Below are 16206 nucleotides of genomic sequence, written 5' to 3' on the forward strand. Positions count from 1 at the left end.
GAAGCCGTTACTTGCTCGGCACGCCCGTTTGGACCATTTCGTTAATCTTGGACATAATTTTCTCAGTCGCTTTCTCCAGAGCTTCTCCGGATGGGTCTTCCTTGAACTCGTCCAAACTTACCGGTGCTCCATATACAACTTTCATCTTACGAAAAACCTTGTAGTTGCCGATAATAGCAGTAGGAATAACTGTAGCTCCACTACGGAGAGCAAAACTCGCTGCCCCTTTTTTGCCGATGCCTCCGTCATTATGACGGCTTCCTGAAGGGAAGATTCCAAGCACTTCACCATCACGCAAAATATTGAGTGAGGTCTTAATGGATTCCTTGCTGACACCTCCACGTTTAACGGGGAAAGCGCCCACGGCTTTAATAATGCGGCCGAGTACCGGAATATCAAACAACTCGCTTTTGGCCATGAAACGTACCTTACGGCGAATTTTGATACCAACGGTTGGAGGATCGAAGTTACTGATATGATTGGAACATAAAAGTACGCCGCCATCTTTCGGAATATTCTCCCGTCCGACAGCCTCCAAGCGGAAAAGAATGGTGTAAATGATCCGCAGTAATGTGCTGCAAAATGTGTAAATCATAGACCGATCTCTCCTCTGACCATTGTGCAATAAGATACGATTTTGTCAACCACTTCATGGATGTTCATCTCAGTTGTATCAAGAACGATTGCATCCTCAGCACAACGAAGCGGGGAAATTTCCCGATTCTCATCCAATTTGTCACGGGTGGCAATGTCTCGCTCCAGTTGTTGCAACGTTAGTCCTTCAGAGGGGTCCAGTTCTTTGAAGCGGCGAAGCGCACGCTCTTCCACACTGGCAGTCATAAAGATTTTCACTTCCGCATCGGGCAGTACTGTCGTTCCGATATCGCGTCCATCCATGACGACGCCCTTGCGCAAAGCCATTTGCCGCTGAGTATCCACTAATTGCGTACGCAGCCCCTCGATTTGCGCATATCGGGACACGATTCCCGTCACTTCACGGGAGCGGATTTCCGAGGTTACTTCTTCCCCATTACAGAACACTTTCTGTCCGTCGGGATCCGGTTGTAAATCAATGACCAGCTTTTGGGCTTCCTGAAGTACCTGTGTCACATCTTCCGGTGTAATTCCTTTCCGAAGCATATGCAAGGTTACCGCACGGTACATTGCGCCTGTATCGACGTATACATACGCGAGCGCTTCTGCAACCAATCGGGCCACCGTGCTTTTCCCGGCACCGGCAGGTCCGTCAATTGCAACGTTCATTTTCCCGTTCTCTGATGTGTTCTGGCTTGCCAACGGGGCATTCCTCCTCAAACGATAAACCTCAATAAAAAAACAGGCATTGCCTGCATCGTGAAAATTATACCACACTCTACACATGGATGCAAAAACAGACAAATCAATGAGATTCGAATTCATTCATCGTTTGCACACGGATTGGCGTTCCCTCCAGGCGATCAATGGTGGTCATATTTTTTTTGAAGCCAGGTACGAGCAGCAGCAATTGATACACTACAAGCAGGATTAGAAGGGTTGTGATCACAATCATCACCCTTCTTTCCATTCGCCTGGAGAGCACATAATAGAGGCGTTCATATCTTCGGGTTGCATGGCGATGACTCATGACATATCCTCCGTTTTTTCATTACGGTATCCACAGCGCCCTCTTTTTATGCCATAACATTCCTATTTAGTTCGATAATCTAATTGACGCTCAAAACAGAACTTGATAATTTTCTGGCGTTCCGAGTCTGAGATCTGCACAAATTTCAGCATGCACAACATTCTGCCTGTTTCCAGTGTTTTGATCCGCACGACTTCAGCCTCAAAATTCACATGTTCAATTGTTGAATTACGGTATGGAACGAGCAGCCAGCATTTCAATTTTTGTCCTTCAGCAATTGAAAATCCTGTTTCGCCATAGATGGACAATCCACCGCCACCAATATCTTCAGTCAAGCCTACGGCACGAGTCAGGTCTTCACTTTGAATGGCCATTTCAAGGTTTGCATGAACACGAAGAAAACTGCGGCGTTGTATTTTCGATATATCACCTGGAAGCGGTTTACGGATACGGACTAGACGGACCACATCTTCTTCAAATCCGGTGACATAGGTATTAAAATAATGCCGGACTCCATCTTCCGTAATATATGAAATGGACAGTTCCTCTCCGAAAAAGAGCCTTTTCAGACGGTTGCTTCCCTGTTGCATCGGGACCTCTATCAGAAAACTGTTGTCATCCATATCTGCAATGCGTGATTTGTACTCTTTGTTTTCCTCTTTTTCATCTGCGGAAGCAATCTGGATGTATAGAACTTCATTGATTTTAGGAAACAATTGGTTCACCGCCACTTTATGTATTTATCTTCGTATGTACAAGGACTATTATACCATGACCTTTCTCACATTGAACTAGAAAAAAACAGACCACAATGTGGTCTGCCTTGTTTGAACAACTTAACATTTAGCTTCCTAAAGCTGTTTATGAGGTTGCGTTGACTGGTTTGATCTCCTCAACGGCTTCTTCCATCCCCGTATTCGCATTAATGTATATCCGGTAACGGGAACCGTTAATTCTCCCTCCAAATTCATAACACAATACCTCTTTGCTGTAATCATTTTCAATCAGTGATTTACGAACATAATTTTCTTTGAACTCGGAATTAAGTTTTTGACGAGCCTGTTGCTCCGTAAGAGTTGCTTTCGGAACTTTACGCTTGTCATTATGTTCGTAGACAAAGTCACTCGCCTGGAAGCCCGTTACTTCCCCTGTATCCAATCCCACTCGAACTGACATTTTCTCGGGATAGATTAAGGTGTCCCCTTGCTTACGCACATAAGTGAGGTTACCCAAATTACCGAATTCATCGTAGTTTACAGCCTTCATATCTTTGTAGCCTTTATTCGTTAGAAATTGATCTGCTTTTGCCATGGCATCCTGACGAGATACTTTTTTGGTTCCAATCGGACGTGTATCGCTGTAAGAGATAAGCATCCCCCCATTCCGGGTGAAATCCATCATCAGTTTGCCATTGTTGCCATGATTGACAGTCGCAGTATACGATTCCCAGTCCGTTCCTTTACCGTTCTCTTGTACTTGGATTTTGCTACTGTCTGCATCAGAGAATTTCGCAGCTTTGCTTTGAATTTGTTCTTTGGTCATCGGCAGACCATCCAGTTTCTTCACCGTGCGTTTGGCATAGATATTGGATACGGAAGGACCCCAATCAAGCTCCGGATACTCCTGCACCTTTTTATTCACGGTACGGAATCCATCTACAATCGTGTTATCCATTGTTTGTTCTTCCGTTGCCATAGCTGTCTCCGCATCCATCCAGCGCAAACGATCCGTAAGAACTTTCTGCTGTACATCCTGCAAATTCTTGGTAATCTCGGATGAATTCTGATACAGCTTTTTCAGGTTCCCCATTTCTTTTTCACTTAACGGTTCGTTCGTTAGGTCACGCATCGACGCTCGATAAGCAAAGTTGGAAATACGGGAGAGAAATTCCTCTGTCTCGTTAAATGGCAACATGGTGAGTGGCAGTTGGTTGATCTCATTTTGCGCTTCACTGGTGAGTCGCCATACATTCATCAGACCTTTACGATGCATCCCCTGTGACGTGGAGTGAACCGCCAAGGTGTTGCCAATCTCGGAATGCAATTTATCCATATGAAAAGATAAATCGTGAAAGGCACGCTGATATTGATTCTCTGCCTTGATCAGTATTGCATTCTTTTCTTGATTCTCCTGATAGCCCCACACGAGTGCACCGACCAGCAAGACCGCAAATATCGGAAACATGACTGAACTTAAACGTTTATACATCCGTAGAGTCTCCTTTCTTCTAAACCACTACCTCTATTGTGGATCGAAGAAAGATCTCTTATGCATGCGATTTCCAGTCCTTACACAAGCAGGCTGTATTGTAACGTTGTAAAACTTCCTTTAATTCAGCTGAAGCCCGGTAGCCATGCCTTCTTCTTCAATTTCGAATTGATCCCTGTTATCACAGAGACATTGCTTGAACCCCGTTTCGATCCGGCCACGTTCTTTCTTACCTCGTAATGTAAAACGTTCACCGCATTGTTTGCATCTGATTTTAATTTTAATTCTCATCGCAGTCGATCCCCGTTTCTGTTGGTCATTCCCCGGGAGTTTATCCAAAAAAAAATAAAAACACACCGGGGCAGCAGGCGCAATATGCGCTTTATGTCCACCAGTGTGTCCGTATTTTTATAATTTAACCTCTTCCTCCCGCTTCACAAAACGAAATGGAGAACGGTTATTGGCTCGTGTGATTTTACCCATTGCCCCATACCACAGGCCCGCCATTAGTGGCGCTATAAACCATAACCAATGATTCACCATGGTGTTCATGATGACGTCGTACAGTGCATGCCAGAAAAATGGTAACACGAGTGAAAGAACCAGGTACCACCGCTTTTTCTTGCCTCCGATAAACTTGGCCTTGCCCATGTAATAACCCATAATCACCGCAAACATTGCATGCCCTGAAACAGGGAGCAGTGCTCGAAGGAACATGGCTGAGACGGATGCATTCCCCGCAAAGGCATACAACACATTCTCTACTGTGGCAAACCCAAGTGATACAGCGACTGCATATAAGATTCCGTCATATGGCTCATCAAATTCGGTGTGATTATAGATGATATGATAAAGCACGAACCATTTAACAAACTCTTCCACGCCACCCGAGATCATAATGGCCTCAAGATAAGGATTATCCCCGAGCCACAGCATCATGCCACGCTGAATAATCATCACAGGCAGTACCATCAGAATCCCCATGAGGAAAACTCGCAATACCATATGAAGTGGCTCATAATCATAACGGTCTTTCAGGTAAAAGTATGTTAACAAGGCGAGACCCGGGGCAACTGCTGCCGCTAAGACCGAAAACAAAAGCACCGAAATTCCCTCCTCTGACTAAAGACGCGATTATAACTAGAGATTAATCCTGACGTTTGAAGTGGGTGCAGATAACCTCAATCGCTTGTGCAGGAATAACAACTTTACCGTACTCTTCCATAACTGCTGGAGTAACTGAAGAACCTTCACCAAATTCAGCAAGCAAGGCAATCAATGCCGCATGTTTGGTGGAATCCACCTCATCTGGTTCCAAATGCAAGAACCACTTGTCTTTATACGAATAAAGTCTCCCAGCATCCGTAACATGCTGACGCAACATATGTGCAGCTTCAATGAGCACTTCAAAGTCCTTGAACGCATAAACGATGGAATCGCTTTGCTCGAGTGTAACTTCCATTTCATATACTTCTTCAGGAAGATCATCTTCATGACCTGAACCATATTGTTGCGGATCATATTTTCCACGTGTGACAATGACAACCATCCCTTGAGCGGGAAGTGCGAATACTTCGACAGCAAGTGGACCTGTGGCATCAAATCCAAGTTCGGAATAGGCCTGGTCCATCATTTCAGTGAACAGTTCATGAACCTTAGGTATTTCCTGCCACATATCTTCTTTTTGTATTCCGCGCTCGCTCAGATCGTCAAAGGTCAGGAAAATCCGTATCTTATCGTGACTTAGTCGTTCTATTTTCATACAGGATCTCCCCTTTATAAGCAAGTCTTATAACAGATTATGAAGCACAAAACAATATGTGCTGAAAATAAATCTATGTAGTTATGTTATCATTTTATACCTCTAAATGCACGAAGTAAAATCGACAAAAAAAGAATCATTCCACAGCAGATCCAGACTGTGGATGATTCTAATTGGTGGTTTTGGTTTATAAACCCGGTACTGTTGTGTTTGTTTGATTTAAAATCTGTTCAACTTCATGCTTCACATCCGGATTGGTGCGAATAAAATCCTTGAGCATGCTCATATTCGCTTCTTTTTCCTGCGGAGTGATTGTACTTGCCTTTTTTACTGCTGGGGTTTTATGTGATTCGCCATGTTGATTTTGCTTGCTGGTGAACCCATCCATACCCGGGAAAGTCATCTCCATCATCTTATGTTTTGCCTGATCCATCATATTTCGTGATGAACCCGAAGACAGCATGGGCAACTTGCCTTTGGACAACCAAGAACTGGCTGCTACGCCAATTGCAATTCCCCAAAAAAAGGACGACGCCTTCATTACACCAACCTCCTTTAAGTGTTAAAATCACATGTAGTGTTTGCGGGAGTGAGCATTCTCATTCCGTATAAATACAGGAAAGCGAGTTGAAATCATGTTCAGACATACCGCCGCATTAATTATTGCTGCAAGTTTGCTGCTGTCGGCCTGTGGGGCAGCGGAAGAAAAAATACCGGAAAATTCCAAACCAGCGAGCGAACCCACGACCACAACTCAAAAAGAGAAAAGTGATTCTAACCCAGCTGAAACAGGAGAACCTTCTACTACTGAGACCGAGTCTGCAACGGAAGAGTCAACTGCAACAGAAGAGGAATCTGCACCTTCCGAGCAAGCTCCAGCAGAAGAAAAAGTGGAACAGACGTATCATATGAATTCAAATTATTATATTAAACCGAATGATGACACGAGCCCAAGCAAAGTGGTTTTGTTAACTTTTGATGATGGACCCAAAGAAGAAAAGATGATTAATTCACTAATCGACACATTAGATAAACACAACGCCAAAGCGATATTTTTCGTCAATGGATATCGGGTGAAAAGTCATCCGGAATTGCTCAAGCTCATCCATGAACGAGGTCAGATTGTAGGCAATCATGCCTGGGATCATGAGGATCTCAAAAAAATGTCCAATGCTGAAGCGGCCAAGCAGGTTACGGATGTCCAAAAAATTGTGAAGGACACTATCGGTGAAGAACCGCAGTTCTTCCGTCCACCTTTTGGATCGGGCAATGATGCACTGAAAGCTACTGTGAAGAAAAATGGCATGTTATATATGACATGGTCTAACGGTTCCCTCGATTGGGATAAAAGCACCAAAGACAAACCGGAGAAAGTCATTCAAAATGTACTGGATCAGTTAAATCCAGGAAGCAATATTTTGATGCATGAATTGCCATGGACGGTTGAAGCATTGGATGAGTTGTTGACCAAGCTCGAACAAAAAGGCTATTCTTTTGTAGATCCGCGTGCGATCGAACTGGAAGCTCGTTAAATCGATATTTCTCGCATCAAAATGAAACAGCCTTGATCCAATGGATCAAGGCTGTTTCTCTGTGATTGCTTTTTCCGTAGGCACTCTTAATGTAATGAGGTGCATCTCTGCGGGACAACCTAGTCGAAGAGGGAGATGATTCGTACCGTATCCTCTGCTGACAAGCATTTTACCTTCTTGATAAACGTCCTCTGGATTGCGCTTTAGGGAGTACCATCCATTCGATATGGGACGATACGCCTTGCTCAGAAACACAGGGCCGAAAAACGGTAACACCATTTGCCCGCCATGTGTATGGCCACTCAAGATAAGATCTGCATTCTGCTCCAATCGAAGGGCCTGCAAAGGATCATGAACGATTGCAATTTTACAATACTTATCATCGATTTGCTCCAGCAGCATATCTCCCTGTTTGGAACGATAGTCTATACCGATCAGGCTCAATCTGTCGTTGCCCCTTCGCAGATATACCACGTTATCCTGAAGGAGCTGAACGCCCGATTCCCGAAGGATTCGGGCAAGTTGAGCTGTACCGGCTCTCTTGTCATGATTGCCATACACCGTAAAAGAAGAAGCAATGTTCGATAAGAGTTGCATATTATGTCTGACGATAGACCATGAGATTCCTTTTTCTGCAACGTCCCCACCGATCAGTACCCAGTCGACCTTCTTTTCAAGGTTTTCAAAATCCTTCACCTTCAGCTTGCGCTTGTGAGTGTCGGATAGATACAGAATCACAGCCCCGTCAAAGGCTATTGGCAGATGAGGTACTTCGACCTCTTCTTCAATCATTTGATGAATATGGGCTTCATGCCACATATGAAGGAGTAATAAAACTCCTATCAGTATGAGTGAACCTGCGAATAATAGCATTACCACGGCAAGGGTAGAAAGGTATTCAGAGGAGGTGCTCCTTTAACCCCCCACCAAACCAGGCTAATCGTTAGCATGACAAAAATAAAAATGAGTGAATTAACAAACCTCTTGCTTAATTTTAATCGCCGAGAAGGGTGTAATTCTGTTCGTGTTGGAAGCGAGCTCGCTTCGGGAATCGATTCTTCGGTTGATTTTGACGTTTTTTTGGAGCGTGCTGGGGCCCTCTGAGGAAGTACTGGACTTTCCAGCGTTTCTTTATAAGGCTTGCGCTGTGATCTAGGTATGGAAACGGAAGTTATTGGTGTAATACCTCCAACCTCTGCAGCGGCTGCGGTCTCGGCAACCAAGCTGACTTGCGAAGCCACCTGACGCTCGGATGTCTCTTTTTTATCCGATTGACGATGGCGCTGACTGCCATATGTCTTCATTCTACTTAATGGCTGATTCATGATCCCCTCCGAAAACGTATCGCTAATCCGGACACCAAATCAATAATAAAGTGACACAATATAGGCGCCCATAACGTGCCGGATTGCATGTAAATCCAACCTAATCCATAACTTGAGACAAACACCCACCCTGTTGGAATCCAGTGTCGCAAATAACGAATGTGGATAACTGCAAATAAAATACTCGTCCAATAAGGACCGATGGCATGTTGAATGGCTCCGCGGAATAATAATTCCTCACACACCGCAACAATGGCTGCAATACATACAATATGCCAGATTGGACGCCCACGGAACAGCATCTCGTTAATTCCACCGTCATCCATGCTTTCCTGAGGAATAACATACGACAGTACCAAGTCCATAACAAGCATAACGCCAGCAAGACCGAGACCCCACCATATGAATTGGTAATGATCAGGCCATGCGAGTACATCTAACAAGTTTCTTTTCTGCAATAAGATCCATACAACTCCGATTATCAGTGTCAGACCTTGTGTAAAGTATAGATTGATTAAAAGCAAACGCTCGGTAAGCTGTTGTGGCTCAGCCTTCTGAATCTTGAACTTGGGAAACTTGAATTTTTTCATCGGATGCGTCTGTCCTCTTGAGTTAAATTTGATGGATAACAATTACGTTGTCCAATCGGATAGTATACTAAATGATAGCCAAAAAACCAAATAGGTTCAAGGCCTGCCCGAAGTCCCGGTTTTATGTCAAAGCCATTACTTCATTAAAGCAGTAAAATCCGGTTCATCAAACAGCATATATTCCATCTCGTTGTGGTGTGTGTAGTCACTATTGAATAGCTTATAATGACTTTGTTGACGATTGAATGGAAAGACATCTGCAATGTAATTTAAAACATTTAAGCCTATTGACATGCTCATGTCAGCCATGATACATTATGAAAAAATTAGTCACGTTAAACACGATGATGGAAAAAAGATGTTGCTTCGTCTTACAGAGAGCCGATGGTAGGTGTGAATCGGTGGCAGGCAGATGATCTTGAGCGCTCCTGAGTTATTGCATTGAAATTGGAGTAGGTGCAATCGGTTTAGACCCGTTATCCTCTTCGGTCTTCATTGACCGCTAAGACTGTCGTTGCGAAACGGCGGTGAATTAGGGTGGTACCACGACAACTCTCGTCCCTTATTGCGCAAGCAGTATGTGGATTGAGAGTTTTTTGATTATTTTAAAGGATATCTGTGGAATCACTCTATTTGCTTCACCTTCCCCCTCTGCTGCGACACCGCGTTATTAGGCGGAAGAATCACCCTGGTTTTAAGGAATACCTCTTGCTGAGGTCAGACCTTGACGATATAGATACACATACCTAAGGAGGAAGAAACCATGTACAAAGTGTTAGTGTCGGACCCAATCAGTGATCTGGGAATCCAGCAACTGGTGGATGCAAATGATGTTGTTGTTGAGAAGAAAACCGGTCTTAGTGAAGATGAACTTGTTGCCATTATTGGTGATTATGATGCCCTTTTGGTTCGTAGTCAGACTCGTGTTACAGATCGTATTATGACGGCTGGTACCAACCTTAAGGTAATCGGACGCGCAGGGGTGGGTGTAGACAACATTGATCTGGAACCTGCTACACAGCGTGGTATTATCGTTATCAACGCACCTGATGGCAACACCATCACAACCTGTGAGCACACATTTGCCATGATGATGGCACTGGCACGACACATTCCTCAGGCATACGCCAAAACCATTCAAGGTACGTGGGATCGTAAAACCTTCCTGGGTGTGGAATTAAGAAACAAAACGCTGGGTGTACTGGGCATGGGACGGATCGGTAGTGAAGTTGCCAAGCGCGCCAAAGCATTCGGAATGGACATTCTTGCTTACGACCCTTTCCTCACGGAAGAGCGTGCCGAGAAGCTGCAGGTGAAACTCGCAAGTGTGGATGATATCATTCGCAATGCGGACTTCATGACCGTTCACACGCCATTAACTCCGGAAACACGGCACATGATTTCACGTCCACAATTCGAAGTTATGAAAAAAGGCATGCGTATCATCAACTGTGCCCGTGGTGGTGTAGTTGACGAAATGGCACTTGTGGAAGCAATTGACGAGGGCATTGTTGCCGGGGCTGCATTCGATGTATTCGAAAGTGAGCCACCTGCTCCAGACCATCCGTTCCTGAATCATCCTAGCATTATTGTCACGCCTCACCTTGGTGCATCCACTGTTGAAGCACAAGAAAATGTAGCGATTGACGTATCCGAACAAGTTCTTCACATTCTGCGTAACGAACCATTCAAGAACGCAGTTAACATGCCAGCGGTTGCACCTACCGTTATGAATAAACTACAACCTTATTTCAAACTGGGTGAAACACTCGGTAGTTTTGCAGCACAGATTACACAAAATGCAGTGCAGGAGATTCGGATCGACTATGCTGGTGATCTTTCTGAAGTAGATACGTCTCCTCTTACTCGTTATATTGTGAAGGGTATTCTCGCAAGACATTTGGGTGGAGAAGCCAACATCGTCAACTCCATGCATTTGGCCAAAATCCGTGATCTGAATGTGGTTGTAAGCCAAACCTCCGCAACCAAAGGATTCACTAACCTGATTACCGTAACATTGGTTACGACTCAGGAAGCTGAGGAACGCCGCGTAGCGGGGACATTGCTTGCAGGTTATGGAGAACGTATTGTTCGCCTGGACAAATTCCCGGTAGATATCGCTCCGGAAAGTCATCAAATTTTGATCTCCCATAACGATAAACCAGGTATTATCGGACGTGTAGGAACCCTGCTTGGACAGAATGATGTCAATATCGCATCCATGCAAGTGGGACGGAAAATCATTGGTGGTGCCGCGATCATGATCCTGACCGTGGATAAAGCAGTTCCCAAAGATGTTCTTGTTCAGCTTGCTGCACTTCCAGAAATTAATACAGCTGTTGAAATCGTGCTGGAATAGTTACTTATCATTCATTAAGAATCAAAAGAGACGAACCCCAAAGGGTCCGTCTCTTTTTTTTGGTAATTAGCTTAAGCGGATAATGTTGAGTGTCGCACCTGGCGGCGATAGAACAGCTGTGGCTATTAGGCCGAATAATTGAAGCTGAATGGTCGAACCCGCTGTAGCCGTGATAATAAAATCGGTTGCCAGTTGGCTTAGAGAAAGCACTGGTGAGATTACACTCGCTGGAACCACTGCTCCATTTAGCAATATACGTGATTGTACGGCGAGTGCGGCCGTCAAATTAACTTTATAGCTAATATAATACCTGCCCGCTGTAGCCAAAGTGAAGGTATCATTCGCTCCATTTACCGTAATACCAGTTCCAATGTTCTGGTTTGCAGGAAGAGCAACAGCTGTTCCGCCCAGAATAACAAGGATGGTACCATTCGTATTCTCTGCATAGGAAGAAGCTGCAGTGACCGAAGTTCCTGTCACGCCCGTTGCACCGGTTGCACCTGTTATACCGACTCCCGTTGCTCCTGTAATGCCTGTAGCTCCAGTCAAGCCTGTAACACCAGCAGCTCCTGTTTCACCAGTTACACCGGTTGTTCCCGTACTTCCGGTTACACTTACGCCTGTGGCTCCTGTAACGCCAGTCGCACCTGTCAGTCCCGTTACACCTGTCGCTCCTGTTTCACCAGTTGTACCTGTTAATCCCGTACTTCCGGTTACACCTAAACCAGTCGCACCAGTCAAACCTGCAAGACCAGTCGCTCCTGTCTCACCAGTTACACCAGTTGTTCCCGTACTTCCGGTTACACTTAAACCAGTTGCTCCCGTTTCACCAGTCGCACCGGTCAGACCTGCAAGACCAGTCGCCCCTGTCTCACCAGTTACACCGGTTGTTCCCGTACTTCCGGTTACACTTAAACCAGTTGCTCCCGTTTCACCAGTTGTACCTGTTAATCCGGTACTTCCAGTTACGCTGATTCCAGTAGCTCCCGTAACGCCAGTTGCCCCAGTCAAGCCCGTTACACCCGTCGCTCCCGTTTCACCAGTCGCTCCAGTCAACCCTGCAAGACCAGTCGCACCTGTCTCACCAGTTACACCAGTTGATCCTGTACTTCCGGTTACGCTGACGCCAGTAGCTCCTGTAACGCCAGTTGCCCCAGTCAAGCCCGTTACACCTGTCGCTCCTGTCTCACCAGTTAGACCAGTTGATCCCGTACTTCCGGTTACACTTAAACCAGTCGCTCCCGTTTCACCAGTCGCTCCAGTCAACCCTGCAAGACCAGTCGCCCCTGTTTCTCCAGTTGTACCTGTTAATCCGGTACTTCCAGTTACGCTGATTCCGGTAGCTCCGGTAACGCCAGTTGCACCAGTCAAGCCCGATACACCCGTCGCTCCTGTTTCTCCAGTTACACCGGTCGTTCCCGTACTTCCGGTTACACCTAAACCAGTCGCTCCCGTTTCACCAGTCGCACCAGTCGCCCCTGCAAGACCAGTCGCTCCTGTCTCACCAGTTACACCAGTTGATCCCGTACTTCCGGTTACACTTAAACCAGTCGCTCCCGTTTCACCAGTCGCCCCTGCAAGACCAGTCGCTCCTGTTTCTCCAGTTGTACCTGTTAATCCGGTACTTCCAGTTACGCTGATTCCGGTAGCTCCCGTAACGCCAGTTGCACCAGTCAAGCCCGATACACCCGTCGCTCCTGTTTCTCCAGTTACACCGGTCGTTCCCGTACTTCCGGTTACACCTAAACCAGTCGCTCCCGTTTCACCAGTCGCACCAGTCGCCCCTGCAAGACCAGTCGCTCCTGTTTCTCCAGTTGTACCTGTTAATCCGGTACTTCCAGTTACGCTGATTCCGGTAGCTCCCGTAACGCCAGTCGCACCTGTCAATCCCGTTACACCTGTCGCCCCTGTTTCTCCAGTTGTACCTGTTAATCCCGTAATTCCGGTTACACCTAAACCAGTCGCTCCCGTTTCACCAGTCGCACCAGTCAACCCTGCAAGACCAGTCGCTCCTGTCTCACCAGTTACACCAGTTGATCCCGTACTTCCGGTTACACTTAAACCAGTCGCTCCCGTTTCACCAGTCGCACCGGTCAGACCTGCAAGACCAGTCGCCCCTGTCTCACCAGTTACACCAGTTGATCCCGTACTTCCGGTTACGCCAACTCCCGTAGCTCCTGTAACGCCAGTTGCCCCAGTCAGTCCCGTTACACCCGTCGCTCCTGTTTCTCCAGTTGTACCTGTTAATCCCGTACTTCCGGTTACACTTAAACCAGTCGCTCCCGTTTCACCAGTCGCACCAGTCAACCCTGCAAGACCAGTCGCCCCTGTCTCACCAGTTACACCGGTTGTTCCTGTACTTCCGGTTACGCTGATTCCGGTAGCTCCCGTAACGCCAGTTGCCCCAGTCAAGCCCGTTACACCTGTCGCTCCTGTTTCACCAGTGCTTCCTGTCACTCCTACTCCAGTTGCACCCGTGACACCTGTGGCTCCTGCACCAGCAAGTAATGTATAATCCGGCGATGTGCCCGGCGTTCCTGTTGGTGATGCTACATTAGCCACATAAGTACTGCCGTTAAACGTCACAACTTGACCGGCTGGATACGTTGGGGCTACTGCGGGGTCAAATGGCACAATTCCACTTAATCCTACGCCTGTCGCTCCTGTTACGCCAGATGCACCTGTACTTCCTGTCACTCCAACTCCGGTTGCCCCTGTGACTCCCGTGGTTCCCGCACCAGCAATCAACGTGTAATCCGGCCATGTGCCCGGCGTTCCCGTTGGCGATGCTAAGTTCGCAATGTACGTACTGCCGTTAAACGTTACGACCTGACCCGCTGGGTACGTTGGGGCTACTGCGGGGTCAAATGGTACAATTCCACTCAAACCTGCGCCCGTCGCTCCTGTTACTCCAACTCCGGTTGCCCCTGTGACTCCCGTAGCTCCTGCTCCAGCAAGTAATGTATAATCCGGCGATGTGCCCGGCGTTCCTGTTGGTGATGCTACATTAGCCACATAAGTACTGCCGTTAAACGTCACAACTTGACCGGCTGGATACGTTGGGGATACTGCGGGGTCAAATGGCACAATTCCACTTAATCCTACGCCTGTCGCTCCCGTTAAGCCAGATGCACCTGTAACACCTGTACTTCCTGTCACTCCAACTCCGGTTGCCCCTGTGACTCCCGTGGCTCCTGAACCAGCAAGTAATGTGTAATCCGGCGATGTGCCTGGCGTTCCTGTTGGTGATGCTACATTAGCCACATAAGTACTGCCGTTAAACGTCACAACTTGACCGACTGGATACGTTGGGGCTATTGCGGGGTCAAATGGCACAATTCCACTTAATCCTACGCCTGTCGCTCCCGTTAAGCCAGATGCACCTGTAACACCTGTACTTCCTGTTACTCCAACTCCGGTTGCCCCTGTGACCCCCGTGGCTCCTGCACCAGCAAGTAATGTATAATCCGGCGATGTGCCCGGCGTTCCTGTTGGTGATGCTACATTTGTAATGTAGGTACTGCCTCCAAACGTGACGATCTGTCCAGCGGGATATGTTGGTGCCAATGCTGGATCGAACGGAACGATGCCACTTAAACCCACCCCTGTGGCTCCGGTCGCTCCAGTCGTTCCTGCGCCTGTCGCTCCTGCAGCAGCAATTAATGTATAATCCGAAGAAGTTCCCGGTGTTCCTATTGGACCAGCTACACTTGTAATGTAAGTGCTACCGTTATACGTAATTACTTGCCCTGCGGGATAACCCGGCGCGAGCGTTGGATCAAATGCTAAGGCTCCAGTCAAACCAGCTCCGGTTACCCCCGTTGCTCCAGTCGCTCCACCAGACAATAAAAGAGTGTAACCTGGTGAGCTTCCGGGTGTACCCATTGGGCCATTTACATTAACAACATAAAGACTTCCGTTAAAACTGACGACCTGACCTTGAGCATATGTCGGCCCAAGCGCAGGGTCAAACGCCGTAATATTGTTCAAACCCACACCAGGTGCTCCTGCCGGACCCTGCGCTCCCTGTGGGCCAACTGGCCCCACTGGTCCTACCGGTCCAATTGCTCCTGCAGGTCCTACAGGTCCCGCAGGCCCTTTCACTCCAGGCACGCCTGGTACACCGGGTACTCCCGGAACCCCTGGAACTCCCGGTGGACCAGCCGGTCCGGTAATTCCTCCAGTTCCAAATGTCGTCGTGGCCCGACTTAAGGATACCGATATGGAACGAATTAATCCCACAAGGTTATCTTTAGCTGCAGGCGGAATTTCCAGAAGTAACGTTACACTTAATAAGTCATCCAGTAAGTTCTGCAAGTTACCTGCGAGATTAATGAGAGGGACAGGCACAATCTCTGAGCCTGCAATCGTCAATTCTAATACGGCTTGCAATTCTGCTTTTACACCGGCACGAAATCCGGAATTATTTACAAAAGTAAGTAACTGACGCAACCCGTTTTGTAACGCTAGTATATTGGATGAAGTTGGCTGACTGATCGCAGCAGGAACAGTCACAGCCAGAGAATCAAGAATAGAGTCGAACTGCTCCAGTTCACTTGATGTTATTGGAATAAACGGAGAACCTGCTCTGAAAGACCCGCCTTCCAGAAATGCTTTAATATTGACCCTTTTTCGATCATCGGACATGCTTAACTCAATCCTCCTCTAATCTGCTTGTTTTTCAAGCTTATGTAACATGGGAGGGGAAATTATCTTGGACACACTTTATAGTCAAAATAAATACGATGATTCATGTTCCACGTTGAACAAGATTAAACGGTACTCTTCAACAAAAAAACACCCTCC

The 16206-nt window shown here is 46.8% G+C and carries 15 protein-coding genes and 1 other annotated feature; of the genes, 2 read left to right on the plus strand and 13 right to left on the minus strand.

Features of this window, described 5'->3' with window-relative positions:
- Window positions 1–7 precede the first annotated feature (7 nt).
- The 9 genes from FS628_RS13170 to FS628_RS13205 all read right to left on the minus strand — a co-directional run bounded on the left by FS628_RS13170 (window position 8) and on the right by FS628_RS13205 (window position 6135).
- Window positions 8–595, minus strand: a complete 588-nt coding sequence (locus tag FS628_RS13170) for a lysophospholipid acyltransferase family protein (RefSeq protein WP_145322516.1) — start codon at window positions 593–595, stop codon at window positions 8–10.
- Window positions 592–1296 carry a (d)CMP kinase gene (cmk, locus tag FS628_RS13175; protein ID WP_145322518.1) on the minus strand — a complete coding sequence of 235 codons (705 nt, stop codon included), beginning with the start codon at window positions 1294–1296 and terminating at the stop codon, window positions 592–594. The genes FS628_RS13170 and cmk overlap by 4 nt, the downstream gene beginning before the upstream one ends.
- Window positions 1297–1399: 103 nt before the next feature.
- Entirely contained in the window at window positions 1400–1624 is a 225-nt protein-coding gene (locus tag FS628_RS13180; protein WP_145322520.1) for a hypothetical protein, read from the minus strand.
- A gap of 62 nt (window positions 1625–1686) precedes the next feature.
- Window positions 1687–2340, minus strand: a complete 654-nt coding sequence (locus FS628_RS13185; RefSeq protein ID WP_145322522.1) for a flagellar brake protein — start codon at window positions 2338–2340, stop codon at window positions 1687–1689.
- Window positions 2341–2485: 145 nt separating this feature from the next.
- Window positions 2486–3832: a germination protein YpeB gene (gene ypeB, locus FS628_RS13190; RefSeq protein WP_145322524.1), complete on the minus strand. Its 1347-nt coding sequence runs from the start codon at window positions 3830–3832 to the stop codon at window positions 2486–2488.
- 120 nt (window positions 3833–3952) lie between these two features.
- On the minus strand, window positions 3953–4123 hold the full coding sequence (locus FS628_RS31360; protein ID WP_186327809.1) for a hypothetical protein: 171 nt from the start codon (window positions 4121–4123) through the stop codon (window positions 3953–3955).
- Window positions 4124–4240: 117 nt separating this feature from the next.
- Entirely contained in the window at window positions 4241–4936 is a 696-nt protein-coding gene (prsW, locus tag FS628_RS13195) for a glutamic-type intramembrane protease PrsW (protein WP_145322526.1), read from the minus strand.
- 43 nt (window positions 4937–4979) lie between these two features.
- Entirely contained in the window at window positions 4980–5594 is a 615-nt protein-coding gene (locus tag FS628_RS13200; RefSeq protein ID WP_145322528.1) for a genetic competence negative regulator, read from the minus strand.
- A 187-nt stretch (window positions 5595–5781) separates the two neighbouring features.
- Window positions 5782–6135 carry a hypothetical protein gene (locus FS628_RS13205; protein WP_145322530.1) on the minus strand — a complete coding sequence of 118 codons (354 nt, stop codon included), beginning with the start codon at window positions 6133–6135 and terminating at the stop codon, window positions 5782–5784.
- A gap of 94 nt (window positions 6136–6229) precedes the next feature.
- On the opposite strand from FS628_RS13205, the gene FS628_RS13210 reads away from it, so the two are divergent.
- Window positions 6230–7126 (plus strand): polysaccharide deacetylase family protein, encoded by an 897-nt coding sequence (locus FS628_RS13210; RefSeq protein WP_145322532.1) that lies wholly within the window; start codon window positions 6230–6232, stop codon window positions 7124–7126.
- A 45-nt stretch (window positions 7127–7171) separates the two neighbouring features.
- Here the strand turns inward: FS628_RS13210 and FS628_RS13215 are convergent, their stop codons facing one another.
- Genes FS628_RS13215 through FS628_RS13225 form a run of 3 tightly spaced genes read right to left on the minus strand, consistent with a single transcriptional unit; the run spans window position 7172 to window position 9041 of the window.
- Complete coding sequence (locus tag FS628_RS13215) at window positions 7172–7945, minus strand: metallophosphoesterase (protein WP_222125231.1); 774 nt, start codon at window positions 7943–7945, stop codon at window positions 7172–7174.
- A 53-nt stretch (window positions 7946–7998) separates the two neighbouring features.
- Window positions 7999–8451 carry a hypothetical protein gene (locus FS628_RS13220; RefSeq protein WP_145322536.1) on the minus strand — a complete coding sequence of 151 codons (453 nt, stop codon included), beginning with the start codon at window positions 8449–8451 and terminating at the stop codon, window positions 7999–8001.
- Complete coding sequence (locus tag FS628_RS13225; protein ID WP_145322538.1) at window positions 8448–9041, minus strand: CPBP family intramembrane glutamic endopeptidase; 594 nt, start codon at window positions 9039–9041, stop codon at window positions 8448–8450. Before FS628_RS13225 ends, FS628_RS13220 begins: the two co-directional genes overlap by 4 nt.
- A gap of 335 nt (window positions 9042–9376) precedes the next feature.
- Window positions 9377–9607, plus strand: a binding site (T-box leader).
- A 197-nt stretch (window positions 9608–9804) separates the two neighbouring features.
- On the opposite strand from FS628_RS13225, the gene serA reads away from it, so the two are divergent.
- Window positions 9805–11400 carry a phosphoglycerate dehydrogenase gene (gene serA, locus FS628_RS13230; RefSeq protein WP_145322540.1) on the plus strand — a complete coding sequence of 532 codons (1596 nt, stop codon included), beginning with the start codon at window positions 9805–9807 and terminating at the stop codon, window positions 11398–11400.
- 66 nt (window positions 11401–11466) lie between these two features.
- On the opposite strand, the gene FS628_RS13235 is transcribed toward serA, so the two are convergent.
- Entirely contained in the window at window positions 11467–16047 is a 4581-nt protein-coding gene (locus tag FS628_RS13235; RefSeq protein ID WP_145322542.1) for a BclA C-terminal domain-containing protein, read from the minus strand.
- Window positions 16048–16206: the final 159 nt, after the last annotated feature.

The organism is Paenibacillus xylanexedens (assembly GCF_007676705.1).
Lineage (GTDB): Bacteria > Bacillota > Bacilli > Paenibacillales > Paenibacillaceae > Paenibacillus > Paenibacillus xylanexedens_C.